11 protein-coding genes are annotated in these 17,713 nt (G+C 39.5%); 4 read left to right on the forward strand and 7 right to left on the reverse strand.

Annotated elements, in window-relative coordinates:
• Positions 1-32: 32 nt before the first annotated feature.
• The 6 genes from E2I05_RS12265 to E2I05_RS12290 all read right to left on the reverse strand — a co-directional run bounded on the left by E2I05_RS12265 (position 33) and on the right by E2I05_RS12290 (position 7,220).
• Positions 33-1,277: an ABC transporter substrate-binding protein gene (locus E2I05_RS12265; protein WP_121854351.1), complete on the reverse strand. Its 1,245-nt coding sequence runs from the start codon at positions 1,275-1,277 to the stop codon at positions 33-35.
• A gap of 98 nt (positions 1,278-1,375) precedes the next feature.
• On the reverse strand, positions 1,376-2,449 hold the full coding sequence (locus E2I05_RS12270; RefSeq protein WP_121854345.1) for a branched-chain amino acid ABC transporter permease: 1,074 nt from the start codon (positions 2,447-2,449) through the stop codon (positions 1,376-1,378).
• A gap of 20 nt (positions 2,450-2,469) precedes the next feature.
• Entirely contained in the window at positions 2,470-3,363 is an 894-nt protein-coding gene (locus E2I05_RS12275) for a branched-chain amino acid ABC transporter permease (RefSeq protein ID WP_121854346.1), read from the reverse strand.
• Positions 3,360-5,327 carry a long-chain fatty acid--CoA ligase gene (locus E2I05_RS12280; RefSeq protein ID WP_243641110.1) on the reverse strand — a complete coding sequence of 656 codons (1,968 nt, stop codon included), beginning with the start codon at positions 5,325-5,327 and terminating at the stop codon, positions 3,360-3,362. Before E2I05_RS12280 ends, E2I05_RS12275 begins: the two co-directional genes overlap by 4 nt.
• The gene (locus tag E2I05_RS12285) at positions 5,327-6,118 is read right to left on the reverse strand and encodes an ABC transporter ATP-binding protein (protein WP_121854347.1); all 792 of its coding nucleotides are present in this window, start codon (positions 6,116-6,118) and stop codon (positions 5,327-5,329) included. Before E2I05_RS12285 ends, E2I05_RS12280 begins: the two co-directional genes overlap by 1 nt.
• Before the next feature lie 70 nt (positions 6,119-6,188).
• Positions 6,189-7,220 carry a DcaP family trimeric outer membrane transporter gene (locus tag E2I05_RS12290; protein WP_121854348.1) on the reverse strand — a complete coding sequence of 344 codons (1,032 nt, stop codon included), beginning with the start codon at positions 7,218-7,220 and terminating at the stop codon, positions 6,189-6,191.
• Between the two features lie 218 nt (positions 7,221-7,438).
• On the opposite strand from E2I05_RS12290, the gene E2I05_RS12295 reads away from it, so the two are divergent.
• Entirely contained in the window at positions 7,439-10,888 is a 3,450-nt protein-coding gene (locus tag E2I05_RS12295; protein ID WP_121854349.1) for a PAS domain-containing hybrid sensor histidine kinase/response regulator, read from the forward strand.
• A 1,134-nt stretch (positions 10,889-12,022) separates the two neighbouring features.
• Here E2I05_RS12295 and E2I05_RS12300 read toward each other — a convergent pair.
• Complete coding sequence (locus E2I05_RS12300; RefSeq protein ID WP_133309449.1) at positions 12,023-13,156, reverse strand: IS110 family RNA-guided transposase; 1,134 nt, start codon at positions 13,154-13,156, stop codon at positions 12,023-12,025.
• A 156-nt stretch (positions 13,157-13,312) separates the two neighbouring features.
• On the opposite strand from E2I05_RS12300, the gene E2I05_RS12305 reads away from it, so the two are divergent.
• The 3 genes from E2I05_RS12305 to E2I05_RS12315 are packed head-to-tail and all read left to right on the forward strand — an operon-like array spanning position 13,313 to position 17,399.
• On the forward strand, positions 13,313-13,969 hold the full coding sequence (locus E2I05_RS12305) for an ABC transporter ATP-binding protein (RefSeq protein WP_121854370.1): 657 nt from the start codon (positions 13,313-13,315) through the stop codon (positions 13,967-13,969).
• On the forward strand, positions 13,962-16,352 hold the full coding sequence (locus E2I05_RS12310) for an FtsX-like permease family protein (RefSeq protein ID WP_121854381.1): 2,391 nt from the start codon (positions 13,962-13,964) through the stop codon (positions 16,350-16,352). Before E2I05_RS12305 ends, E2I05_RS12310 begins: the two co-directional genes overlap by 8 nt.
• 3 nt (positions 16,353-16,355) lie before the next feature.
• Complete coding sequence (locus E2I05_RS12315) at positions 16,356-17,399, forward strand: lipocalin-like domain-containing protein (protein WP_121854371.1); 1,044 nt, start codon at positions 16,356-16,358, stop codon at positions 17,397-17,399.
• Positions 17,400-17,713: the final 314 nt, after the last annotated feature.

Below are 17,713 nucleotides of genomic sequence, written 5' to 3' on the forward strand. Positions count from 1 at the left end.
AAGTGCGGCCTGACTTTTAACTTCAATAAAAATTAATAACCTAACCACTCTGGACGACGTTCAAGACTCACTGTGTCCACTTGCTCAATGCTGACATCACCCTTGTTGTAATTACCCTTATAAATATTGACCTCTGCGATGCCACGGTGATCTTCGTTGGTCCATGTTGCTGGCAAACAAACGCCCTCAAGCCCTACTGGTACCCAATCTTTACGTGCGTACATACCCTTTTTCACATTCGCACCTGTAATCCCACCGTTATCCTTAGCCCATTCCATAGCTTCTTTCATGTAATAGGTTGAGCAAATACCCCGTATGTAATGATGAGGTCGTAACTTGTCACCATTTGCATCTGACATTTTTGAAATAGCTTTAACTAATTCCATTCCGGAAGCCTGTGAATCCCAAAAAGGTGTCATTGTCGGAAATATGTAGTTTTTAATTCCTTCACCTGTTGCTTCAAAAATCATGCGGTCACCACCCCAAATATTCGACATAAACTGAACATCGGTACCTACTGTGTTACAGGATTTAACTAAAGACATCACTGAGCCGCCTAAGTTGCCTATGTATCCATAGTTGGTGCCAGAGCTTTTTAGGCTTAAACATTGGGCTTTAAAGTCGCCTGGTTTCATAGAAATCACAACTGGAGGTTGAACGTCAAAACCCAGTTCTTTTGCATATTCGGCACATGCTTTTTTAGGTGCATTTGGGAACGGATGGTTAGCCCCTATATGGGTAAATTTTGGCTGGCCTTGGCCACCTTTTGTTTTCCAATCTTTCGCAGCCCATTGAGCTAAAGCTCGGCAGGAATCTGAATAAGAAGCACCATAAAAGAAGTTATAAGGCGCTGGTTTTTTCGTATGAGGATTTTTACCTTGAGGGTCGGTTAAATGCCCTGAATAAGATGCTGAAAAAACAGGGATTTTATCTTTTGAAACAAACGAAATAAGTGCTTCAGTATCAGCCGTTCCCCATCCCTGCATTGCGACCATTTTTTTACGAGTTTTCCATTTTTTATATGAAGCAATGGCTTGAGGTACTTTATAGGCGTAGTCTATCGTTTCAAACTCTAAGCCTGTCCCTTTAATGCCGCCGTTTTTATTGATATAGGCGAGTGCATCTCGAATACCATTCGCATATTCCTTACCAACAAAGGCTGTTGGTCCCGACATATCCGCAAGATGACCGACGAACACTTTATCTTCCGCTTGTGCTGCGGCCGATAAAGCTCCAATGCTCATGAGTGTAGCTAGTGTTAGTTTTGATAGTTTCATGGTTATTTCCCTTAACTTATTTATTTTGAATTTTCCATGTGGCTTTAAAAACTGAACAACAAAAGTCACTGGATGCCAGCTTTCACTGGCATGACGAATTAGTATGTAAATGGATAACACTTCCAATAGTTTTTGATTTGATTCCAACGATGCGCCAATCCTTCTGGCTCAAAAATGAGGAATAAGATAATAACTAGGCCAATTGCCATTTCTTTTATGTAAGCCAAGCCGTCCACCAACATCGGGCTGTTACCAATGTCCGTTTCTTTTAGTAAACCAACACCACTTTCCATCGCTTCAGGCAGCAACACCATAAAGATAACACCAAGCATAGTGCCTTTAATTGAGCCCAAGCCGCCGATGATAATCATGGCTAAGAATTGAATAGACATGAAGATTGTGAAGCCTTCTGCAGAGACATAACCTAAGTAATGAGCATAAAGCGCACCACCAATACCCGAATAAAAACTGGAAATCCCAAATGAAAGAAGGCGATATTTATTGAGCTTAACGCCCATAATTTCTGCGCTTAAATAGTGATCTCTCACAGCAACAAATGCGCGACCATCTCGACTTCGCATTAAGTTGCAGCCCCAAATGAACATAAACACCAGCGCAAATAATGCGACGTAGTAAAAGCTTTCATCTGTATCAAATGCGAAACCAAATAAGCTAATAGGTTCGGCCAACGACCCTGCACTACCACCAGAAAACCAATCTGCCCGGGCAAAGAAGTCTTCCATAATAAATTGTGCAGCCAGTGTGGCGATTGCCAAATACAGCCCTTTAATTCTGGCCGCTGGCATCCCAAACATCATGCCCACCGCCATAGTTAAGAAACCGGCCAATGGGATGCAAAACACAACTGGAATGTTAAAGCTGGTATTTAACCAAGCAGAAGCAAAGGCACCAAAACCAAAGAACGCACCGTGACCTAATGATATTTGACCTGTGAAGCCCACCAGTATATTTAAGCCTAACGCGGCGATGCCTAGATATGACACTTGAATAAATAGCGTCAAATAATAAGCATCAAAAACAAGTGGTGCAAAGCAGGCCGCTGCTATTGCCAAAATAGTAAACCAGCGGATGGTTTGTGTTTCAAAAATGGTGTTGTCCTGTCGGTATGAGGTTCTAAAATCACCGCAAGGACGCATAGCTAAACTTGACATAATAATTCTCCTACATGCTCTTAAATGCGTTCGATGTCTTTAGTTCCAAACAAACCATAAGGCTTGAACCAAAGAATGATCAGAAGTACATAAAAAGGGGCAATGTCATACATGTTACCGATGTGGAAGTACTGGCTGTCGAAAAATTCAGCTAAGTTTTCAAGCACACCAATGGTTAAGCCACCTACAATGGCACCCACAATGGAATCAAGCCCGCCGAGAATGACCGCAGGGAATACTTTAATTCCCAGAACGGATAATGAATCAGATACGCCATTTACCATTCCCATCACAACACCAGCAGTTGCGGATACAGTTGCGGCGATGCCCCAACTCATGGCAAATACTTGCTTAACCGAAATGCCCAAGCTTTGTGCGGCTTGTTGATCAAAGGCTGTAGCACGCATCGCTAAACCATGTTTTGAGTGTTTAAAAAAGAAGTAAAACCCAATCATGATCATCAACGCGATAACCGTACTCATTAAATAAGCTGGTTCGATACTCAAACCAAAGACATCGACTGAATTGGCTTCGAATACTTTAGGATAACTTTGCGGCGCAACACCAAATATCCATTTTGTCAGAGCTTGAAAGAAGATAGATAACCCGATTGTCACCATAATGACTGAAATAATCGGCTCACCAATCATGGGCCTTAGCACTATCATTTGCAGTAATACGCCAAATAACGCCATAAATAGCATGGTGAAAATGAAGCCTAAAAAGAATGGTATTTGCATATAAACTAAAAATGCCCAGCAAACCCAAGCGCCTAGCAATAGAAACTCACCTTGAGCGAAGTTTACGATTTGCGTTGACTTATAAACCAACACAAAGCACATCCCAACCACACCATAAAGCAGCCCTACAATTAATCCATTAATGATCAGCTGTAATAATAAATCCGTATTCATGATGCAATCCTCGTATCTTCGTTTGTGATAACCTCAGGTTCATCAACGGGTAGCACATTGGCGACAGTTAACTGAGTTTGAATTCGAGATGTGCTGCCATCTTGGAAGGTAATCATAGTATCAACATCAACGTGATCATCACCGCTGTAAATTGAATTAATAATGTCACCATACTTTTCTGCAATCACACCACGCCGTACCTTACGAGTACGAGTTAGCTCTCCATCATCGGCATCTAACTCTTTGTAAAGCAGTATAAATTTACGAATTTTCTGTGGTTCAGGTAGCGTTTCATTCACTTTTTTAACTTCACTCATTAGCTTTTCATACACTTCTGGTAAGGTTGATAAATTGGTGTAGTTAGTAAATGCGTAACCTGCTTGTTCGGCCCATTTAGCGACAATACTGTAACGAATACAAAGAATAGCTGAGAGGTAAGGCCTAGCTTTACCTAAGATCACCGTTTCACCAATATAGGAAGAAAACTTCAACTTGTTTTCAATATATTGAGGTGAAAACTGTATACCATGACTGGTTTTTGCTAGGTCTTTTATTCGATCAATCACCACAAGGTGACCGTTTTCCTTGAAATAACCCGCGTCACCTGTGTGCATCCAACCATCAATTACGTCTTCGTTGTAAGATTCTTCATTGTTTAAATAACCAATAAACATTCCAGTTGTCTTAGAAATTACCTCTCCAAGTCCCTGTTCATCGGCATTGATCACTTTGAGGTTAGCGGTATCAAACGCGACACCCACAGAGTCGTAATCCACATCGTCTGCTTTATGAATGGTATAAGCACCTGCCATTTCTGTTTGTCCATAAAGCTGACGTAATGGCACTCCAATACTTTGGAAAAAACGAAAAGTATCAGGCCCCATCGCAGCTCCACCTGTTGCTGCAGATGTCAAAAACGAAAAGCCAAGACGATCTTTCAGTGCTTTGTTTAACAACACTTCAGCCAAAAACGATTTTTTGCCTTTATCTAATGCATTACCAGCTCGCTTTAATGCAAAATCAAATAACCAACGCTTTAGCGGTGTTGAATCCATCATACGAGCTTGAACATCCGCAAGGATCCCCTCCCACACACGAGGTGCAAGCAACACAAAGTTAGGACCTATTTCACGTAAGTCCGCCATCATGGTTTCTTGTTCTTCAACAAAATTTACAATTTGACGACTAATTAATGACTGTCCAACAACGTAAACCTGTTCCATAATCCAAGGTAATGGCAGTACAGATACATAGTTATCACCAGCTTGACGAGGATCTGCCCTAAGATATGAGCAGCAATGTTCAATAAAGCGCCCACTGTTTAGGAGTACAATTTTAGGTCGTGAGGTAGTACCAGATGTTGTGCAGTAAATGGAAACATCTTCTGGATTAGTTTCATCTACCATTTTATCGTATAGCTCACGATGCAAAGAGCCAAAGTCACGTCCCATACGATATAAATCTTCGACATCGATAAGCTGCTTATTATCGTATTTACGCATCCCTTTGGGATCACAGTAAATAATGTATTTTAATGAAGGTACGTCATCACCGAGTTCGAGCAACTTGTCACATTGCTCTTCATCTTCAGCGATTACGACCGAAGCTTTGCTGTGATTAAGTAGATAAGCAACTTCTTCGTGCATCGAATCTTGGTATATTCCTAATGAAAAACACCCCATGGCATGAGCAGCAATTTCTCCCCACACCCACTCAGGTCGATTATCACCAAGCAAAGCAATTGTTTCGCCTTTTTTAATGCCGAGATGTGCTAAACCTAGCGCCATCCACTCAACGCGTTGGTGGTAACCTTTCCAAGTAAACTCATTCCAAATACCAAATTCTTTTTCGCGCATAGCGACATCATTTGGCCAATGTGCGGCGTTATAACGCAAAATTTTCGGGAATGTATTTAAGCTTTTAATGTATCTACTGTGCTCTTTGAGCATGTCTTTATGTTTCATTAACATGCCTCCTCTAATTCATCCTCAAGACCAAGGTAAGCTTGCTTAACATGTGGATCATCCATGACTTTATCGGGTGAATCACAAATCAACTTTTTGCCAAAATCCAGTACCATGATTTGGTGAGAAATATCCATGACTACACCCATGTCATGCTCAATCATCACGATAGTGACGCCGAACTCTTCATTAAGATCTAGGATGTATCTGGCCATGTCTTCTTTTTCTTCTAAGTTCATTCCGGCCATAGGTTCATCAAGCAAAATGAGTTTCGGGTTTAATGCCATAGCACGAGCCAGCTCTACTCGCTTACGTAAGCCATAGGACAAATTGCCGGCGATAGATTTACGAACATGAGAGATTTCAAGAAAGTCGATGATTTTTTCTACTTCGCTACGGTGTGCTAGTTCTTCTTTTTGAGCCTTTGAAAACCAATAAAGCGGCCCTGTGAACCAGTTATTGTTCATCAAATGATGGCGGCCAACCATGATGTTATCGAGTACAGTCATATGGCCAAATAAGGCTAAATTTTGAAAGGTACGGCCGATACCTAAGTCTGCTCTGTCATTCGGTTTGAGATAAGTGACATTAATGCCATTAAAACGGATACTGCCACTGTTGGGCTGGTAACGCCCAGAAATACAATTGAGCATTGAAGTTTTACCAGCTCCGTTCGGGCCAATAATTGAAAATACGGAACCTTTTGGTACATCAAAACTCACGTCAGTTAATGCTTTGACACCGCCAAAAGCGAGGGAAATGTTTTCTACTTGAAGAATGGTCTCTGACATTTGATTTATTCCTATCGATACAAAAGAAACACCTGAGACCAGAATTTTAAGTCTCAGGTTTATCTTGCATTTACAACATGTAACGAAGGGAAAGCTGCCCGTAAAATGAATCGGCATCAGGGCCTTTCATTGTAAACTGCCCAACTTCGAAGCCAAGGGTTAATTGTTTAGTAATATCTTCGAAAACATTGACCCCCCATTGGTTGCGGTCAATATCTGCAACGTCTGAGGTGATATTTCCGAAGAACACATTTGAGCGCATCGTATCTGTCCAAAAATGGCGATAAGCACCTAAATAAGAAGTCACCTTCTCAACCTCTTCACCAATCACATCAGGTGATGCCCCCACCCCAATATAACGACCAACTTCACCAAAATGAGCTTGGAATTTGAAGTCGTCTTTATCACCCACTTTTAATTTACCTGCGATTGAGCCGCCAAATGCCATTTCTTTTTTGCCTAATTGGGTCACAAGTTCACGTCCTAACCCTGAAACCGAAATCGTTCCCCAGTCGCCTTTAAAGTCATAACGAGCAATAACATCTGGCATCGAGTCTTTTGAAGAGTCGCCACCCCAGCTTTCAGGGTTTTCTAGTGCAATTTGAAATCCATTTTTACTGTAGCGTAATAAGCCTTGACGGATAAACGCCAAACCGACCGTAGCTCCAGCAAAGTCTGCAGTTTCAGGGATTGCAGCTGTATTCATGAAGGTTGTCCACGTTTGTCCCGCTGTAAAATCTTTATATTTAATGAATGCATGGCGAATTCGAGGCTTTGAAGAGTTAGAAACAATTTGATTCCCCCCTCCACCCAAGAAATCCATCTCAATGAAACCCATCAAATCGCCATTAACATATTTTGTATTGAAGCGTGTTTCGTCGGCAAAAATTCGAAATTGACTTTGATCTTCAGGCAAAACGGCACCGTTACCAATCCAGAAGTCACGATAGGCAATATCACCAGATACAAAGCGCGTATCTACTTTGATATAACCACCAAAAGTAATATTACTTTTATCATCAATATCAATCTTATAGCCTGCATTTGCGCTTCCTGCTGCAAGAATTGAAGCGGCTAATAACGTTTTTGTTAGAGTTTTCATTTCAAGGTATTCCCTTTTGTTGAGATCTTGCATTAGTCACGGATATACATTGAAGAAAAAACCAGCAGCCAACAATTGACAATCAGTCGTACAACTCAGGTCGTACGACTTTGGTCTAAACACTTATTCCAGCACCGCCTTAGATATAGGGTGTAAGCCATATTTGTTTTCTGTTATGGTGATGAAAAACAATAACAATAGTGCAAAAAGGAATTGCTATGTTTGCTAATTGGCAGCTGATCATGGTCAGTGTGATTTACGCCATTTTGTTGAGTGGTCTAGCGATCTGGGGAAACAAACATCGCCACAAAATTACCCATAACCAACAAAAACTTATTTATGCTTTCTCTCTCGGTGTATATTGCACTTCTTGGAGTTTTCTGGGTATTTCTGGGCAGGCCGCCCATAATGCGTATTCTTTTTTACCTGTCTATATCATTCCGGCACTGTTTTTTATATTTGGATGGGGATTCATCCAACGTGTCATTCGAGTCAGTCTAACGTTAAATTCCACTTCAGTTGCTGACTTACTTGCCAATCGATTCGGAAAATCACAAAAACTTGCGGTATTAATTTCTTTTTCAATTCTTATTGGTACTTTGCCCTACCTTGCTTTACAAATTAAAGCCATTGTCAGTTCATACGAATTATTAAGGCAAGACAATGTATTGCCTGATGTCCTACTAGGACTTGTTGTTACCGCTATTCTGGCTAGCTTCACCATATTATTTGGGGTGAGGAATATTGATGTAACAGAAAGGCATCTAGGGATCATGATTGCCATCGCTTTTGAGTCGATTCTAAAACTATTGACATTCTTAACGATTGGCTTATTCGTCAGTTTTTATCTGTTCGATTCTCCGTTAGAGATTTGGCGACAGGCAACCGAAAACCAACCTCAAAGTACCAAAATGTCCGGTCATCAGTGGTTTTCTTGGATTGGTTTGTCAATCATCGTTTTTTCGGCATTTTTATGCCTGCCACGACAATTTCAAACCATGATTGTTGAAGCTAAAGATGCCAATGTCACGGCAACATCTCGCTGGTTGTTTCCTATCTATATTCTTTTATTTGCATTATTTGCGATCCCCCTAGGACAAGCAGGAAAATTACTTTATGCCGAATCCTTAAACCCTGACGCTTACGTGTTATTTTTACCCGCTTTCAACGGCCATTCGTTGATGAGCTTAGTCGGATTCATAGGCACTATTTCGGCAGCGAGTGCCATGGTTGTTGTTTCTACGATTGCAATCAGTACCATGCTCAGCAATGAGGTTGTTTTTCCTACCATTCTTAAAAGAAAACAATTTAAGAACAGCAAGTTCGAAGACTTTAAAACTAACTTTCTAGTGGTTAGAAAAGTTCTTGTTTTATTGATATTAGCACTCAGCTTTTTAATGTATTCCGTTGCTCCACCAGAAAAGCTTGCCACGTTAGGCGAGATTGCTTTTGGTGCTATAGCCCAAATAGGCCCTGCATTCTTCGCCGCTTTTTTATGGCGTAAAGCTAATTTTGTTGCCGTATTTTCGGGAATGTTTATCGGCATTGGGCTTTGGTTAGTGCTGAACTTATTGCCAATATTTGGTTTTTATAGTCATCCATTTATCGGTTTTTCTGTCAGTCATACAACCTTAGCCACACTTATTTCTTTGCTGACAAATGTGCTATTTGTTATTGCACTTTCGTACCTCAGTAGGCAAAGCATTCAAGAGCAAGTTCAACTAGAGCATTTTTTCGAAAAACGTGGCTTTGGGCCATTAAAAAGCACAGGTTTTTCTAAAGTATCTATTGATGATTTATTGCTCATTATTTCTAAATTTGTAGGTGAAGAAAAATCAAAACAAGCCAACATTGACTTTAAAATTATTACCAATGAGATTGAAAATAAAGCAGAGCTTTACCATAAACTTATCAATCACACCGAAATGATATTGGCAAGTGTGATGGGTTCTACTTCGGCACGATTAGTCTTGGCCTCAGTGTTTGAGGGCAGACAAATTGATTTAGCTGAAATGGCCTACTTCATTCAACATGCCGAAAACAGACAACAAAAATTCAGCCAATACATACTGCAAAGTGCAATTGAGAATGCAAACGACGGAATTTCTGTAATTGATAAAGATCTAAAAATTGTGGCTTGGAATAAAGCTTATTTGGATTTATTTAACTACCCAGACGATCTTGTTTATATTGGCTGCCCCGTCGCTGAGCTAATTAAGCATAACCTTATTTATCAAGGAAAAGTGCCACTATCTGAAGTTGAGGAACAAGTTGAAAAACGGATTGGGTATATATTACAAGGTTCTGTTCATAACACTGAACGATCACTGGCAAATGGGAGCACCATTCGAATAAAAGGAAATTCGATACCTGGTGGCGGTTTTGTCATGTCATTTACTGATGTAACCCTATATCGTAAAGCTGAGCAAGTACTACAAGAGAAAAACTTAGATCTTGAATCGCTTGTTTCGGAGCGAACAGAAGCCCTTGAGCAGGCCAATGTGGCGTTATCAAAATCCAATCAAGACTTAGGAATGGCGAACCAAAAAATTCACATTGCCCACAAACAAAAAACAAATTACTTAAAAGCTTGCAGCCACGACCTTATGCAACCTGTTTCCGCCGCACGTTTGTTTATCTCTGCGTTAATGCAAGATAAGTCATTGAACAAAAATCAATTAGAAACAGTTAAGCACATCGAGTCATCGATCAATAATGCCAACGATTTAATTAAAGATCTCAATGAAATATCACAAATCGAGTCAGGTACCATTACACCACAGATTGAAGAAATTAATGTCGACCAATTATTTTTAGAACTGTTCAACGAGTTTGAGCTGTCGTGTTTACAGCAAAATATATTCTTCAAATTTATACCAACAAAATTACATATCGAGTCTGATAAAAAACTGCTTAAACGGATACTTCAGAACTTATTAAGTAATGCTTGCCGTTACGCACCAAACTCAAGACTCTTGCTTGGCTGCAGGCGCAAAGGCGACTTTATTGAAATAAATGTCATTGATACAGGGCCTGGTATTCCGCTAGAAAAACACGATCTCGTTTTTGAACAATTTGTCCAACTAGAAAATCGAAGCGCTACTGGCCTTGGTCTTGGTCTCAATATTTCGAAAGGCTTTTGTCAGTTACTCGGGCATCAACTTTCGCTAAAATCCAATGCAGGTAAAGGCTGTAACTTTAGCGTGTTAGTTCCTTTATCTTTTAGTTATACCAGCAAAACAGAACCATTTAGTCACACTGCGAACCTGAAAGGCCTAACGGTGCATTGTATTGATAACGAGCCACAAGTGACTTCTGGCATGGAAAAGTTACTGACTGTTTGGGGTTGCAAAGTAATAACTTCTAACTCAGTAAGTCAGGCCTTACACGTTACAGAAAAGTTTAAAGATGACATCGATTTATTACTTGTCGATTATCAGCTTGAAGATGACATCAGTGGGCTCGGAGTCATCCAAAAAATAAGGCAAGACGTCGCCCATATTCCAGCAATATTAATTACCGCAACCCTTGAAAAGTCACTAGAACAAACTGCAAAAAAAATGGATATTGAGTTTATGGCAAAAGCCGATATTTCATTAGAACTACAGACAAAAATTGGCGATATCATTATGCAATTTTATCAAAAAAATTATTATGAAAAAGAGTAAAGGTTACCTGATGTGTGATTAATTTTTGGCAGAGATACAGTGAAGTATAATACCAATTACAGTAATTAACTTCCCACTCAGCAAGAGCTAAAGGATTTCAGTACAAGGCGCAAGTTTGAAGTACTATACTCCCTGCGGCCGCCATACAAAGCTGGCGTTCAACGCACTTCGTGCTTTTGCCGGGATAATTCAAGTGCTTGTAACGCAGTAATGGAACCCTTTAGCCTTGCCCTTCGGGAGCTTGTATGTGCTCACTTTGGTTTATAAAGAATACTTCTCAAAATTGTCTTGACGTAGCAATGTAATAACGACAGTTTTGTATGTCGGTAGTCTAGTGCCTTTGCTTTTTTCTATAAAAGTCACTGGATACCTGCCTTCGCTGGTATGACAAAGATTGGTACTTTTTAAATCGCTAGACCCCTTCCCAACGAAGCTGAAGACCGCAAAGGTATAACTCAATTCGAGTGTTGTTCTTGTGAACACCTCTTATTAATTAACCACATTTAAAGTCCCTTTAGTCTCTTAATACATTAGGGTCTGCTGATCTTTCAGGATTAAATTTTGTGCTATTTGAGCATTTATCTGTTCAAGGCTTGAGCAATGATGCTTAGCCATCTAAGTGAGCTGGTCACAACACAGAACAGCGAATGCTCAAAAGCATCGAAAAAAGAGAGAGCGTAAATTGGTCGCTCTTTCTAAATCAAAGGTGCTGCGTTACCGTTTTCTTATTTGGAAACGAAGTAACGACAGTTTTGTATGTCGATAATAACCAAACCTCACAAACTCTGCCTTGCATAAAATAACCAATTTATCGCTGCAAAAACAATCACGAAAGATCAACAGACCCTTCTATGAGGACATCTTTGTCAAGCCCTTCAGTTTTTACTTTATTTCATTCAGTTTCTCTGGTTAAAAGTGTTGCTCAGGTTTTGTTGTGTCAGCTTAATGGCTAACCACCTTCTATCCGTTCTGACTTTAGTCAGTCACCTTAAATTGCATGCGCATTATCACGCCTAACCTGAATAATGATACTAACTCTTCTAGAAAAACGATTTAGCCTTGCTTATCAAGGGGCTGTACAGTTAGCATCGAACAACGCTTTACTACATTTTACTCTTTACTTGGTTATTTTGATTAAAGTGACATCGTTGCACCTGATGGCACTTCTCCATGCTCTAAATACTTCCACAGTTTGATAAGAAGTTTACGTGCCATAGCAACAATGCCGATGCGTCTCATTCGTTTACTGCCATGAGCGAAACGCTGTTCGAACCATAAACTCAATTCTGATTTGGGTTGATACCGTAACCAAAACCAACTGAGTTCAACCATAATCTTTCGTATTCGTCGATTACCTGACTTGCAAATGCCTTGCTCTCTTTGACTGTCACCACTATCGTAAGGCGTTGGTGTCATTCCTGCACAAGCTCCCACTTGTTTAGCGTTTTTAAATTCTCGCCAATGGAAAAACTCTGTTACTAATACCCAGCTCGATTGCCAGCCTACGCCTTTAAGCTGCATGAGCTGATTAATTTTTTGCGATGCGTCATCACAGTCATCAAGAACACGTTGTTTTTGTAATTTCTCAATTGCTTTAATTTGCTTGTCGACAATTTCATGCCTATCAAGTTCTCGCTCTATTTCCGTCACTAAATCTGTCGGTAAAGGCTTATTGAGAACCGCCGTCTTAAGTTGATTAACTTTCCCCTTTAGTTTAGAGATATTTTCCACGCTGATACCATGCAAACACAGAAGTGACTTAATTCGTGCGCTGTGACTGCCACGCTCTTTTACTAATCGTTCTCGCTCTCGGTTAATTCGTCGCTTATCTTCAGCTTCTACATTTGGAACATTGATGATATTTAAAGCTTCTTGCTCTCCAGAGTGATAACGCATCAGTAAACGGAGCAAAGCAATCACATCAACTCTATCGGTTTTGACTTTCTTCTGTTTTCGGCTGACTTCAATACTGGCTGAGTCAATCACATGATTTTCGATGCCGTCTTTAATTAACGCTCTGTGTATCCAGAATCCGTCTCTACCTGCTTCGTAACAGCTAATGACTTTGCAGTTTTCAACGCAGAATAGCTTTTCTTTTGCTAAGGCTATTTCATGATGTAGGGCTTTCCAGTCTCGGGAATCAATCGTTTTGACTCTCTTTTTTTCACCATTTGAAAAGCCAAGCTTCCAAGTTTTACTGCTAAGTTCAAAAGCAATGTACAAATTAACAAATTTTGCGTTATCTTTTACTTGAAGGACGGTGCTCATAATATTCCCCTTGTGTTGTGGTAACTAAAGGGTAGTTGAGTTACTGTCCTTCATAGTTTCTAGAGTGTTTACCAACATTATTGTTGCAAGTTTCACTGTTTTTCACAGGCTTATTTTTGTAAACTAGTCAAAACCGCTTATAAACAAGGGATTATAGTGATAAGTGTGACTGATTTATGCTTTCATCGAAAAGATGGTGAACAAATTCAAACCCTGTTTAATAACTTTAGTTTTAAAATTGCAACGCAAGAACAAGTAGCCTTACTTGGAGACAGTGGCTCAGGCAAAACGACACTACTGCATTTGTTAGCAGGTTTACTTAAACCAGATAGCGGTCAAATTGCAATAAATAACGAAATTATTTCTTCATACAACAAACAACAACTTGCACACTTTCGCCGCAAAATAGGCCTTATATTTCAACATTACCAATTACTTGATTGTCTTACTGTGAAGCAAAATATATTATTTCAACATCGGCTTAATTTTCCAAATTCAGCCCCTACAGAGCTTGATGCTTTGATCGAGCAATTAGGGTTAAGCGAAAAACTGAATAAGTTGCCTAGCCAGCTTTCTGGTGGTGAGCAGCAGCGTGTCGGTATTGCACGAGCTTTGATTAATCAACCAAAGCTGATTTTAGCTGATGAGCCAACAGGAAATCTCGACCAATCGCGCTCCCACCAAGTCGTCAAAATGCTAATAAGCTTATGTAAAGAAAGAAAAATTAACTTAGTGATGGTGACACACTCGCAACAATTAACCCAATATTTTGATAGCGTTAAAGTACTCGCTAATGGCTGTTTTAATGAGTGAAATAAACCTTATTTTAAATACCCACGTAGCGTATTTTAAACGCCACCCTTGGTTGCTATTGTTGTTTATTGTTGGTTTGAGTTTAGGTAGTGCTCTGCTAACGGCCATCACAGGGCTAAACCAAGAAGCAAAAAATCGCCATCACAAGTCATCGGCGCTCGTTGATCTTGCAGTCAGTCATATTGTAAAACCACCGATTGGCCAAAAATTCATTGAAGGTAATTTGTGGTTAAAGCTACGCAAACATGGCTTTACCAACGCCCAACCAGTTCTCCGAGGAAAGTTAAAACTGGCTTCTGGTAAAACACTTTATTTACAAGGCATTGACAGCCTTATTTGGATGAACAAATCAGCGCCAACAAGTACGCAACAGTCTCTAAATCAAAGAAATACAAATTTTGCTTTCGATTCAATATTGATAGATAGCAATAATGGACCAAAATTACAACTAGAGTCAGATAGCAATAAACTTCAGCTTCTGAATAGCTCGATTACACCTAGCTTTAACTTGGTCGATGATATCGGCATGTGGTCGATTACTGATATTGCTTATGCTGATATGCTTCTCAAGGCTAAGGGACAACTCAGTTTTATCGAGTTTGTTGGTTTAACGCCTGAGCAAATTCCACAAATTGAATCAATTTTATCTTATAACGCTAGGCTTGTTGCCGCCCAAGATCAAGATTTTGATACGTTATCTGAAGCTTTTTTCTTTAATCTTAGCGCACTTGGTTTACTTGGTTATATCGTAGCGGCTTTTTTAAGTTTTAACGCGATCAAGCTCTCTATCGCTGGACGGAAAAAGCTGCTCACTCAGTTTGCAATTTTAGGGTGCTCGCCAAAGGCCATTCGCACAGCCATTGTGATTGAGTTTACTTTAATGAGTTTTATAACGGCTCTGTTAGGCAGTATAGCAGGGTTTGTTATTGCTAATGCATTGGTGCTTGATGTTAACCGCACACTAATGGGGCTTTATAAACTAGAACAAGCACTGACTATCGGCTGGCAATGGCAAACTTTAGCACTTGGTTTTGTGATTAATATCGCCACACTTGCAATAATGATACTGACACAAAAAAATACGCTACAAGATAAAGGCAGTACTGTATTTTATTCAGCTTTAGGGTCTGTAATTACAATATTTTTTTATTATTACTTTAATGCAAAATCAGAATTTGACGCCTTATCACTATGCTTTTGTATTCTATTAGTCTTTATACTTATTACCCCTAAATGCTTGCAAAGCTTACTCAGCTTCAAGAATCCATTTTCGTCCCCTTTATGGCAGTGGTTATATGCAGATAGTAAATTCCAATCGAAAGAATTACGTATTGCTATCGTAGCCATTTTGATTGCACTTGGAAGCGCAATTGGTATGCAGATCATGGTTAATAGCTTCAGTAATACACTCAATGCACACTTAGAGAAACAATTAAGTGCAGACGTGTATATTCACCTTGATAAATATGATCCAGTTCTTCGAGCAAGTTTAAACGAAGATTCTTATATTAATCATGTTGGTATCTATATGGCTAGTAAAGGCTATATAGATAAAATACCTTCGACACTTGCGAGTTTTGGTCAAGGACATTTGGCATTTTCCCACATCAGTCTGACTTCAGGTGAGAAAATTAATGCTTCGCATTTTGCGGATAATGGCTGTATTGCAAACGAACAAGCCGCAATTATATATAACTATCAGTTAGGTGAAACAGTAACATTTAAACAAAACCAGCATACTTTTGAGTGTCGCATTTCGGCTTTTTCCTATGATTATGGCAACACTTCTTTAGGCCTTATAACCCAAGAGCATACGATGAAATCAAGTTCATTACACTGGCAAGTATATGGCCTGTCTATCAACCTGAATGAACAAATTACCCTTTCCCAGCTCACTGAACGACTGATTAACAAATACAAAATTGATAACGCTTATATCACTGAGAACAAACGATTCAAAGAAATTGCCAATGGACTGTTTAACGATACTTTTAAAGTCACGAAAGTCTTAAATGGGTTTATTCTCGCAATTGCTTTAGTCAGCCTTTGTATCAGTCTATTAAGCCTGAGTGCCCAACACTCGAAGCAATTGGCAGTTTTAAATAGCCTAGGTGTTGACTCCACTCAGTTGCACAAACTGAAGCTCGTACAAACAACGTTGTTGGTTGGCTTTACCTGTGTTTTCGCGATCCCATTAGGTTTTGCCTTAGGGTTTGCGTTACTCAAATTTGTAATGCCTATTGCATTTGGCTGGACTATTTATTTCAATTTGGATTTATCAGCATTATTGATCACAAGTTTACTTTTGCTTTTTGCCGCAGTGCTTTGTGCTTATCTACCTGTTAAAAAACTCACAACCGATTTGCACACTAAAGGAAGTTAATCAATGACTAAATGCGCTTTGCTACTACTTTCAATTTTACTTTTATTGAGTTGTGAACCACTACCAAAAACTAACAATTCCCAAACCTTACAAATAGTAAGTGGAGTGCCTGTAGACAGGAATCGAGGTGTGATTTTTCCTCAAGATCACGGTCCTCATTTGGATCAAGGTATTGAGTGGTGGTACATCACAGCAAACCTCACTGCTGAAACTGGCGAACGATTCGGTGCACAGTGGACAATGTTTAGAACACTAGTGCCTTTACCATTTGAATCAACTTGGTGGGACAATCAGCTTTATTTTGCCCATTTTGCTCTACAGCATGAACAATCACATGTTGCTTTTGAGCGATTTGCACGTGCAGGACAAGCCAGTATTACAATAAGCCCATTTATTGCCCAGCTGGATGACTGGTCTCTAGAAAGTACACAGAAAGACTTTTTACCACTTCAAATGAAAGCCAGTCAGGACGACTATGCAATTGATGTTTCACTGAGTCATAGTCCACTCATTTTGCACGGCGAAAACGGCTATAGCCAAAAAACAGATAAAGGACACGCTTCTTACTATTTCAGTTATCCATTTCTTGAAACAAACGGCACAGTCCTTTTTAATGGCAAAAAATATTCGGTATCTGGTAATGCTTGGTATGACAGGGAGTGGTCTGCAAGTTTATTGGATAAAAGCCAACTTGGGTGGGACTGGTTTAACTTAGTCACTGAAGATAAGCAAGGCCTAATGCTTTTTTGTATACGTGATGCAGAGCAAAATTATGACTATTGCAGCGGCACGCGAGTTACTAAAAATGGTCACACAACTCACATTCCACGTGAATATATCAAATTACATGCTATGGAACATGTTTTTATCGACGGCACAAAGTATCCAAGCCAATGGAAAATTGAGTTACCTGACTCTGAACCTATTTTGATTAAAACCATCACAAAAGACTCTATAAATAAGCTGTCGATAAAATATTGGGAAGGTCGAGTAATTTCAACAGGTGGATTTAATGGTATTGGTTATGCTGAACTTGCAGGGTATTAACCCAGCTTTAATTGTTCTGCATCTGGCTAAATTAACTCGGATTTCCCCAAAAATAAACTGACTATATTCATACTAATTCTATGCATTACCTTCACAATCATGAAAATGAGTGCCCTGTGCCTTTTTGATAAACCAATTAGTTCGCTCTGTTGGGCGAGGAATTAAACCCGAAGTGATTAAAAATAATCCAAACTGAAAACCTTTTCATAAATATCGTATTAACGATGAAATTAATAAACAATGCCTATTTGATTGATCCAAGCTTTTCATATTCCCATAGTTAACTCATTTAACCAACGTCAAAAATAACAATA

Origin of the sequence: Parashewanella spongiae, assembly GCF_004358345.1 — a bacterium.
In the GTDB taxonomy this organism is placed as follows: Bacteria; Pseudomonadota; Gammaproteobacteria; order Enterobacterales; family Shewanellaceae; genus Parashewanella; species Parashewanella spongiae.

Bases quoted from the DNA above. Each gene is read 5' to 3' on its own strand.
- E2I05_RS12265 (WP_121854351.1), bottom strand. From the start codon at position 1,277: ATGAAACTATCAAAACTAACACTAGCTACACTCATGAGCATTGGAGCT.
- E2I05_RS12270 (WP_121854345.1), bottom strand. From the start codon at position 2,449: ATGTCAAGTTTAGCTATGCGTCCTTGCGGTGATTTTAGAACCTCATAC.
- E2I05_RS12275 (WP_121854346.1), bottom strand. From the start codon at position 3,363: ATGAATACGGATTTATTATTACAGCTGATCATTAATGGATTAATTGTA.
- E2I05_RS12280 (WP_243641110.1), bottom strand. From the start codon at position 5,327: ATGAAACATAAAGACATGCTCAAAGAGCACAGTAGATACATTAAAAGC.
- E2I05_RS12285 (WP_121854347.1), bottom strand. From the start codon at position 6,118: ATGTCAGAGACCATTCTTCAAGTAGAAAACATTTCCCTCGCTTTTGGC.
- E2I05_RS12290 (WP_121854348.1), bottom strand. From the start codon at position 7,220: ATGAAAACTCTAACAAAAACGTTATTAGCCGCTTCAATTCTTGCAGCA.
- E2I05_RS12295 (WP_121854349.1), top strand. From the start codon at position 7,439: ATGTTTGCTAATTGGCAGCTGATCATGGTCAGTGTGATTTACGCCATT.
- E2I05_RS12300 (WP_133309449.1), bottom strand. From the start codon at position 13,156: ATGAGCACCGTCCTTCAAGTAAAAGATAACGCAAAATTTGTTAATTTG.
- E2I05_RS12310 (WP_121854381.1), top strand. From the start codon at position 13,962: ATGAGTGAAATAAACCTTATTTTAAATACCCACGTAGCGTATTTTAAA.
- E2I05_RS12315 (WP_121854371.1), top strand. From the start codon at position 16,356: ATGACTAAATGCGCTTTGCTACTACTTTCAATTTTACTTTTATTGAGT.